Below are 8,515 nucleotides of genomic sequence, written 5' to 3' on the forward strand. Positions count from 1 at the left end.
TTGTGTTTTCATACAAAAAAGGCTGCCACAGCAACCTCTTAGTTAAGTAAGGACTCTTGGATTATTTTAATAAAACATTCTTAAGGAAATTGGAACAAATATTATAATTGTTGCAAACCAAATGGGGTAGCTAAACGAGCAGAAGAAATTGCTTAATCAACAATTATGGCTAACGTAACCCGCAACGAGGAAAGTACCACATTGAGCACGTGGATGAACAAAATGGAACAGGTACGATCGTTTCACTTGATTAACCCAGTAAAAAACAAAATGTTGTGCAACCGGATTAAAAGAACAGTACTAATTTCCTCGATACATTAATTAACTTCCACCTTCGGGTTTGGTTTCATGACAGATTAAGTTCATTGACCATCTTCTTTAACAATCTATCCCCTTGTTTAAGCCTACACTATATCTATTTAGCGGATTCCTGGTTTTACCCACATTCCTCGCAATTTTGGGAATAATAAGATAGCAGATCCTGCTACTACGGTAACTAACGTAAACAACCAATGTTGGTCCGTCATCATCAATTCAGGAGCAGAACTAACAATTACTATTTCAACCATTCCAACACCAACATCAGCAAGCGCATAATCATCTAACGTTTTACTTTTCCCTTCCGGATCTACGATATTTAAAAAGACTATTCCCATTGCTACTATACCAGTCGAAAATCTCCATACTTGGAACGATGCAGGATGATCGGGAATACATGATACATTACCTTCTTAAGAATAAAAATATATTTATTATATTGTGGCAGTCAACGGATTATGTTGCTTAATCTCTTGTATTGATAGATATAAAGAATAGTTCCCATAATCGAGAATTTTATTAAGAAATAGATTCAATAGTTCTTGAGAGTTAACTTTTATTTTTAAATGGTAACAACCTTCCCCCGATACTCGGTGAGCTTCAACTATCTCATTTCTATCATTAATAAAACGTATAAACAAATCATGGTTTGCTGTTTTCATATAAATAATGACAAGTGCTGTATAAGAAAGTCCTAATTTCATTTCATCGACTATTAGTGAGTAGGCTTTAATTACTCCATTTTCCTCAAGTTTTTTAATCCGGTTTCCTACTGCTTGTCCCGTCATATGAATTTGTTCACCTAAGTCTTTCCATTGAATACGTGAATTTTCGGATAATAACCGAAGGATTTGAAAATCAATGTTATCAAGTTCCATAATAAATTCCTTTCACCATGAAATCCTTTGATAAAAAAGTGATTCATCAAAGTATCGATAGAAATCAATATATCATTTATCATTATATTGTACTAAAATTTTTTAAAGAGGTGGAAATAATGAGCACAGCTTTAATCATTGTCGATATTCAAAATGACTATTTTCCAAAAGGAAAGATGGAATTAAGTAACCCTGAAAAAGCAGCCGCTAATGCTGCTAAAGTTCTTGAATGGTTTAGGCAGAATAACAAAGATAATATTTTTCATGTCCAGCATATCGCTAGTGATCCTGGGTTAGGCTTTTTTCTTCCGAATACGGATGGAGTTAAACTAAATGAAGCTGTTCTACCATTAGAACACGAAAGCATTATCGTAAAACATTTCCCCAACAGCTTTTTACAGACTGAATTAGAAAGCAAATTAAAAGAAAAAGGAGTAACAAAGCTAGTGATTGTAGGTATGATGACGCATATGTGCATTGATGCCACAGTCAGAGCTGCAGTGGATCTAGGCTTTGAAACTACACTTATTGAAGATGCATGTGCGACAAGAGACTTACCTTATAAAGATAAGGTCGTTCCAGCTGAACAGGTCCATTATTCCTTTGTCAGCGCACTTAACGGTATGTATGCCAATGTAATTTCGACCGAGGATTTCCTGAAATAAAAAATAACACAACCTTGTAAAACCAATACTTTATTATAAGTGGGAGCTTGTTTTAAAACAAGCTCCCTTTTTCACTGATGTTAGACTGTTATCCAAGTTGTAGCTTGCAGTTTCCTGCTAATGTTCAACTACCCGTTGCACAAAAAAACTCATACAACAATAAAAGAGAAATGATGTTAAAGGTATACCCTCACATGCCATCAAGCCGGGGCATGTGACAGTACCTCAATACTAAAATGCCGCATCAAATAAACACTAATCTCACTCCCAAAATTTCACTTTCATTATTCCCATTAAAAACAAAAAATGATGAATTACTTCTCTGCACCTTTGGGCCTGGTTCGTAAAATTGAAGCTGTCATTGACTTCTCTTTCCTTTATGATTTGATGAAAGATATGCATTAAGAGATTTTTTAATTCAGTACCCCCTTTGTCAACAAACAGAGGTAAGACCATGCAATTGCATGAGGGACTAACGACCAAAAATCATTTTCAATGATAAATCTAGGCATAAAATATATTTCCATTTCATTTTACCCATTATCTTAGTAGAATCGATTTTTGTTGTGTTGCAACTCGATAAATTTCATCAAAACACTCTATGATTTGGAAGGGCTGGCAAAAGCGGAGAATACCCCTAGAACAATATATAAATAACCAGTTATTCGATTCTGCAACCTAGAATTCACTTCACTACCCAGGATCCGCTTTCTAATACTTGCTGCAAGAAATGCATAAAGACCATCACTAATGAAAGCTAGGATAATAAATATAATTCCTAAAAATAAAAATTGTATTGTGACTGATTCGGCCGAAGGTGATATGAATTGCGGAAAGAAGGCTAAAAAGAAGAGTGCTGTCTTAGGATTCATTACTTCTACGAGCGCAGATTCGTAAAATATCTTTAATGACCGTTTACGAGGGGCTGTTGGAATTGCTGAAGCCGTTCGATCAGATGTTGAAAATAAAGTCCTGCACCCGAGATAGATTAGATAAACAGCACCCAAGCATTTAACGATATTAAAGGCTGTCGCTGATGTCATAAGAATCGCTGAAACTCCAATCGCTCCAGCTAAAACGTGAACAGAACCACCAAGAGATACACCAAGAACTGATACTATACCCGCTTTCTTACCTTGTTCAATACTTCTTGCCATAATATACAACACAGCCGGTCCAGGTATTATTAACAACGTAGCAGCAGTAAGTACAAATAGCCAAATATTTGAAAACTCCATAAAAAGCAACTCCTTATTGTATTTTGGCACATGATTTATTGGGCTCCTCCTTGATGGTGAAAGGAAGGTTACACTTTTTTAAGGTTCGCTTTCATCAAGGAGGCGATTTGTTTCTCATTTAGAAAAGGAATCTGTTCCAACTGTTTTATAAACTCTTGTCTGTAAGGAATGGTATTTACCTAAATGATAAACACCATTTTTGCATTTGCCACAGCAAACCCTAGTAATATGCCAATCATTCAATTAACCCTTTCCTTTGCTCACGCATCCATTGCGCAACCTGAATTTCCCCTTGTTCATTTGATTTTTCAAGCTCTGTAATAATCGCTTTGTAATCGGTGTCATTACGATTTTGACTCATTTTGGCTGCAGCTTGAATAGATGTGATTTCAATTTCAAAGCCCACTATTCCTTTCATTTCACTCTTTATCAACTCTGGATCAAAGGTTTCCCAGGTCCGGCCATTTTCCCGGTGACCCTCATAATGATTAAGCATAGTATCCAAGGAGGAAATCAGCTCGTCTTCAGTGATTAAACGCGCTGATCCATACGCATGTATAGCTAGATAGTCCCATGTAGGAACCTCTTCGCACTGATACCAACTTGATGAAATGTAAGCGTGCTGCCCTTGAAAAATCAGTAACACATCACTATTGTTGACTAAAGTCTTTTTCTGCATGTTTCCATATGCAATATGCCCAGTTGCATAGATTTTTCCTTCGTCTTCGCGAATTTCCAAAGGAATATGAGTAGCCAAAGGACGATGTTCATTAACAGTAACTAATAAGGCAAACGGGTTGGACTTCATAATTTGAACTGCTTCTTCATTTTTCATACGATATTGCTTAGGAATGTACACAGCAATCTTCCTTTCAACTTGTTTTGAATTTTAAAAATAACTATTCGATAAAAAAATATTATTATACAAGTTGACATAAAAAAAGGTACAATAATAAACAAAAATACATGTCAGAGGGAATGCAAATGAATAATACCATTTTTACGTTCAATGATAACGCCCCAAAATACAAACAAATCTATGAGAAATTTAAATCATATATTGAACAAGGAGACATTCTGGCAAATGAGCAATTACCCTCCATTCGTCAACTTGCAGATTCTTTACATGTAAGCCGCAATACAACTTTACTTGCATATGAACAACTTGTTGCTGAAGGGTATATTCGCGGAGAGGGCAGAAAAGGTTATTTTGCTAATGAGTTAGAACCCCGTTTATTTCAGGAACCCTTAATCTCTTATGATAAAAAGCAGACTGAGTCCAAGAGACCTCCAGTAGTAAATTTCAGGGCAGATGCCGTTGATCAAACCCATTTCCCACTGAAGATTTGGAGGAAAATTGCTAATCAAGTATTAACATTACAGGATAGCTTTCGATACGGGGAACCATTTGGGGAAGAGTGCCTGCGGGAACAAATCTCCACATATTTATTCCAATCACGCGGCGTGAAAACAAATGCAAATGCAATTATTATCGGAAGCAGTACCCAACAAATGCTTGTATACCTTGGACATATACTGAAGGATGAATTCCAGAGTATTATAGTTGAAGACCCTGGTTACGACGGTGCTAGGGAAGCTTTTCATTTCCATCGCTTTAAGTTTGAAACTTTGCCGGTTTATGAAACAGGTGCTGAACTTTCACAATTAGAACAAATGAAATCAAGATTAATCTATGTAACTCCTTCCCATCAAAGTCCAATTGGAGTAAGCATGTCTATCCAACAACGGCAAATGATTATTCATTGGGTTAACAAGATGCGTGGATACATTATCGAAGACGATTATGATAGTGAATTTCGCTATACACAAAAACCATTCCCTGCTCTTGCCTCCATTGATTCAGCAAAAGTCATTTATTTGGGGAATTTCTCGAAGTCCTTTCTTCCAGGAATTCGTTTAAGTTATATGGTCTTGCCACAGCCACTTTTAAATCGTTATAAAAATCAGTTTCTTCATTTTGAAGCTACTACATCCCTGCTTAGCCAGCTTACAATGGCTAAATTTATGGAAGAGGGAGAATGGAGTAGACATATTAAACGCATGCGCCTAGTTTATAAAAGAAAAATGCAGCACTTAGTATCCGCTTTAAAAGAGCAATTCGCTCAAAATATATCCATTATTGGAGAACAATCTGGTTTGTACGTATTAGTCAAAGTACATCTGAAGCATTCAGAAGAATGGTTAATTCAGCAAGCTTCCTTACATGGAGTTACTGTGTATCCTACTTCCCTCTACTACGTTAAAAATAACACCGACGGACCAATGGTTAAATTAGGTTTCAGTAATCTTTCTTACAATGAAATTGATGTGGGTGTGAAACTCTTAAAGAAGGCTTGGTTCAAAGAATAACTCCACCATTCTTTGAACAAACGGATTGTAGCTGTTTTAATTGAATGTTTGGTGCTGCAATGATAAATAATCTTCAAAGTGCACTTAATTTTTTATTGCGATGACATTAAGTGCAGCTGTATTCTATTCTTCATAAATAAATTAGAGGGTATTTTTTAGCCTAATTCCCATCTGAAATTAGGCTTATTTTTTAAAGAAATCTACCACATTAGTTGAACAAGACAAAGTCGAATAACTTTTATTTTTGTAGATTTTTCTTCATAAGAGATGCTACTTGTATATTATCTTGTTGAGAAGTGTTTTCAAGATGCTTAACAATTAATTCTTGACGTTCCACAGGGTGATTTTGACTTAATTTAGCTTTCGCTTCAATTTTTGTGATTTTTATTTTAAATGCTACAATCCCTTTACCCATTCCTTCGATAAATCTGGAATCCACATCAATTAAATTGTATGGGCTATCTGTACTTTCATATTTGTTTACCATATCATTCAAGGAATCGAATATGACTTTTTGATCTTTGACAATCTGCATCTTTCCATATAAATGGATAGAGACATAATTCCAAGTTGGAACTGCCATCGTTGTTTCATACCAAGAAGGAGATATATAAGAGTGAGGACCTTGGAAAACTGCAAGAACTTGTTGGTATTCTATATCCTTCCATTGTTCGTTTGGGCGGGCAAAATGACCATATAAGGCACTTTCACCTTTATTTAATGTGAGTGGAAGATGGGTAGCGTATGGTTCTCCATTGTGTTGAGAAAATAAAGTGGCAAAGCTGTACTTTTCAATAAAGTCATAAATTATTTCTTCATCCTTTAGTTGAAAATGTTTAGGTATATACATGATTAGCTCCTCCTCGATAAAGCCTTTATATTCGGCTATCTCAAATTTTAAGTATTATAGGAGATATTCTATTATGTAATTTGACATCTAAAAAGATACAATTATTATTAATTGTACATGTCAATGGTGATTACAATCTTCATATAATGAAGACCTTTGACGTATATAAACTTACATTTAGTGAATTAATTACGACTTCAATTTTATTCAGTAATTAGACATGATTTCACTTTAACCAGACCCGTTATCCACAATCATAGCAAGTTATTTATGAACCAAAATAATAGATAGCTATTAGTGTTTTTTAATTTTATTCCAGCCTTCAACTAAAGTAACTTAATAACTAGATTATTTTATTGGAAGCATACAGATTTAATTATTTTCATTAGAAAGGATTGATATAGTATCGAAATAAGACATTTAGAATATTTCTTAATGGTCAGTAAAGAACTACATTTTACAAAAGCAGCTGAAAAATTAGGAATTTCGCAACCAACTTTAAGCCATCAAATTAAAATGCTTGAACAAGATGTAGGCTATGCACTATTTAACCGTATTGGGAAGAAGATTGAACTTACTAAGGTGGGGGAAATCGTACAACAAGAAGCATTGAATATTCAAAATTCCTTACAAAGTATATCTTCTCAAATTAGAGCAATTACAAAAGTAGAAATCGGGGAATTGAAAATTGCCGTGTTACCAGGAGAAATAACTGATCTGGTATCCACTTTGTGCATTAAATTCAACCAATTATATCCAAACATAAAAGTGCTTGTTCAAAGTACGGATCAAGTGGAAAAGGCTGTTTTAGAGAATCAAGCTGATTTTGGTATTGGTTTTGAATTCAATCGTGAGGATATGTTGATGGTGACGAAGTTGTATGATGAAGAATTTTACCTGATTAGTAATCAAAGTACCGGAGAGCAGAAGGCTTCATTTTCCGATGTTATAGAAAGTCCGCTTATTTTATTTCCAAATATCCATCAATGCAGAAAAATACTTGATAAAACGAGTCTTGAGGTTGGCAGGCAGTTAGAACCTATCGTCGAAACGTCTAGCATTGAATCTATCTTGAAGCTCGTTCGAAATGGGGTTGGCCGCAGTTTTGTTTCGCGTACATTATATGAGTTTTATGATACAGAGGATTTATTTTTCCAGCGTATTGAAAAACCAACTTTGACTAGATCTGTCTATCTCGTGATGAAAAAGAATCGTTTTATCAATTATGCAGCACGTAAGTATATAGAGTTATTATTATGTGAAATCGAAAGGCTGCGTTTTCATACAGAAAAAGATGAGATAGCTTCTTTAAAAAGTTCTATATTATAGTTTTTATCTATTATTATCATAGAAATGATTGGATGGATAAATGATAAATTCCTCTTTACAATGAAAACAAGTTCATAATCAAATTGTAAAGGGGATTTTCATATGTTTCAAGAAGTAGCAGGTATTAAAATTCCAGATTCTCGATTGGCTAAAGAAGCAGCAGATCTTTTACGCGAGCATGGGGACGACTTGTTGTGGAATCATTCAAATCGCGTATTTTTATTTGGTGCAGTCAACGGAAAAAAAACGAAGCGGACTCATGATTTAGAGCTGCTATATGTTAGTGCATTATTCCATGATTTGGGTTTAACAAAAAAGTTCAGCAGTCCAAATTTACGATTTGAAGTAGACGGTGCAAATGCAGCGAGGAGCTTTTTACAACAGTATCAAATTCCAGATGAGTCGATTCGTCTTGTATGGGATGCTATTGCATTACATACGACACCTGGCGTTGCAGAACATAAAGAAGCTGAAGTGGCACTACTCTTTTCAGGTGTCGGTTTAGATGTGATGGGAGATGGCTTTGAACAATTCCCTGACGACTTGCGTGAAGAAATTATAAAAGCCTTCCCACGCAACAATTTCAAAAAGGACATTATTCCAGCGTTTTATGAGGGCTTTAAACATAAGCCAGAAACTACTTTTGGCAATATGAAGGAAGATATTATTGAATATTTTAGACCGGAATATAAAAATAAAAATTTCTGTGATTGTATTTTGCATTCACCTTGGACAGAATAGGGTACAAAAAAGACAGAAAGTTTTTACAAAAAGGTTATATCGACCAAGGAAGCTACTAAAAAATAAAGGCTGTTTTCGCGTACTTTGTTGCTATTTACCAAGTAGTGCGGTGTGGTTGATTTCCCC

The 8,515-nt window shown here is 35.0% G+C and carries 9 protein-coding genes; 4 read left to right on the forward strand and 5 right to left on the reverse strand.

What is annotated here, in order from left to right; translation table 11 throughout:
• Nucleotides 1–419: 419 nt before the first annotated feature.
• Nucleotides 420–656 carry a hypothetical protein gene (locus tag J7I96_RS27335; RefSeq protein WP_214771374.1) on the reverse strand — a complete coding sequence of 79 codons (237 nt, stop codon included), beginning with the start codon at nt 654–656 and terminating at the stop codon, nt 420–422.
• A gap of 96 nt (nt 657–752) precedes the next feature.
• Complete coding sequence (locus J7I96_RS27340) at nt 753–1,196, reverse strand: Lrp/AsnC family transcriptional regulator (RefSeq protein ID WP_214771377.1); 444 nt, start codon at nt 1,194–1,196, stop codon at nt 753–755.
• Between the two features lie 119 nt (nt 1,197–1,315).
• On the opposite strand from J7I96_RS27340, the gene J7I96_RS27345 reads away from it, so the two are divergent.
• Complete coding sequence (locus J7I96_RS27345) at nt 1,316–1,861, forward strand: cysteine hydrolase family protein (protein WP_214771484.1); 546 nt, start codon at nt 1,316–1,318, stop codon at nt 1,859–1,861.
• 599 nt (nt 1,862–2,460) lie between these two features.
• Here the strand turns inward: J7I96_RS27345 and J7I96_RS27350 are convergent.
• The gene (locus J7I96_RS27350) at nt 2,461–3,099 is read right to left on the reverse strand and encodes a LysE family translocator (protein ID WP_214771380.1); all 639 of its coding nucleotides are present in this window, start codon (nt 3,097–3,099) and stop codon (nt 2,461–2,463) included.
• 235 nt (nt 3,100–3,334) lie between these two features.
• The gene (locus tag J7I96_RS27355; RefSeq protein ID WP_214771383.1) at nt 3,335–3,958 is read right to left on the reverse strand and encodes an FMN-binding negative transcriptional regulator; all 624 of its coding nucleotides are present in this window, start codon (nt 3,956–3,958) and stop codon (nt 3,335–3,337) included.
• Nucleotides 3,959–4,083: 125 nt separating this feature from the next.
• Between J7I96_RS27355 and pdxR the strand changes: the two genes are divergently transcribed.
• Nucleotides 4,084–5,469: a MocR-like pyridoxine biosynthesis transcription factor PdxR gene (gene pdxR, locus J7I96_RS27360; RefSeq protein WP_214771386.1), complete on the forward strand. Its 1,386-nt coding sequence runs from the start codon at nt 4,084–4,086 to the stop codon at nt 5,467–5,469.
• 238 nt (nt 5,470–5,707) lie between these two features.
• Here the strand turns inward: pdxR and J7I96_RS27365 are convergent, their stop codons facing one another.
• Complete coding sequence (locus J7I96_RS27365) at nt 5,708–6,319, reverse strand: FMN-binding negative transcriptional regulator (protein ID WP_214771389.1); 612 nt, start codon at nt 6,317–6,319, stop codon at nt 5,708–5,710.
• A 411-nt stretch (nt 6,320–6,730) separates the two neighbouring features.
• Here J7I96_RS27365 and J7I96_RS27370 point away from each other — a divergent pair, with 411 nt between their 5' ends.
• Together J7I96_RS27370 and J7I96_RS27375 are read left to right on the forward strand one after the other, a co-directional pair.
• A complete protein-coding gene (locus J7I96_RS27370) occupies nt 6,731–7,648 on the forward strand; it encodes a LysR family transcriptional regulator (RefSeq protein ID WP_311315262.1) in 918 nt (305 codons plus the stop codon).
• Between the two features lie 102 nt (nt 7,649–7,750).
• On the forward strand, nt 7,751–8,389 hold the full coding sequence (locus tag J7I96_RS27375) for an HD domain-containing protein (protein WP_214771393.1): 639 nt from the start codon (nt 7,751–7,753) through the stop codon (nt 8,387–8,389).
• The last annotated feature ends 126 nt before the right edge of the window (nt 8,390–8,515 follow it).

It is taken from the genome of Bacillus sp. ISL-78 (assembly GCF_018613455.1).
GTDB lineage: Bacteria > Bacillota > Bacilli > Bacillales > DSM-1321 > Peribacillus > Peribacillus frigoritolerans.

Bases quoted from the DNA above. Each gene is read 5' to 3' on its own strand.
- pdxR (WP_214771386.1), top strand. From the start codon at position 4,084: ATGAATAATACCATTTTTACGTTCAATGATAACGCCCCAAAATACAAA.
- J7I96_RS27365 (WP_214771389.1), bottom strand. From the start codon at position 6,319: ATGTATATACCTAAACATTTTCAACTAAAGGATGAAGAAATAATTTAT.
- J7I96_RS27375 (WP_214771393.1), top strand. From the start codon at position 7,751: ATGTTTCAAGAAGTAGCAGGTATTAAAATTCCAGATTCTCGATTGGCT.
- J7I96_RS27335 (WP_214771374.1), bottom strand. From the start codon at position 656: ATGGGAATAGTCTTTTTAAATATCGTAGATCCGGAAGGGAAAAGTAAA.
- J7I96_RS27345 (WP_214771484.1), top strand. From the start codon at position 1,316: ATGAGCACAGCTTTAATCATTGTCGATATTCAAAATGACTATTTTCCA.
- J7I96_RS27340 (WP_214771377.1), bottom strand. From the start codon at position 1,196: ATGGAACTTGATAACATTGATTTTCAAATCCTTCGGTTATTATCCGAA.
- J7I96_RS27350 (WP_214771380.1), bottom strand. From the start codon at position 3,099: ATGGAGTTTTCAAATATTTGGCTATTTGTACTTACTGCTGCTACGTTG.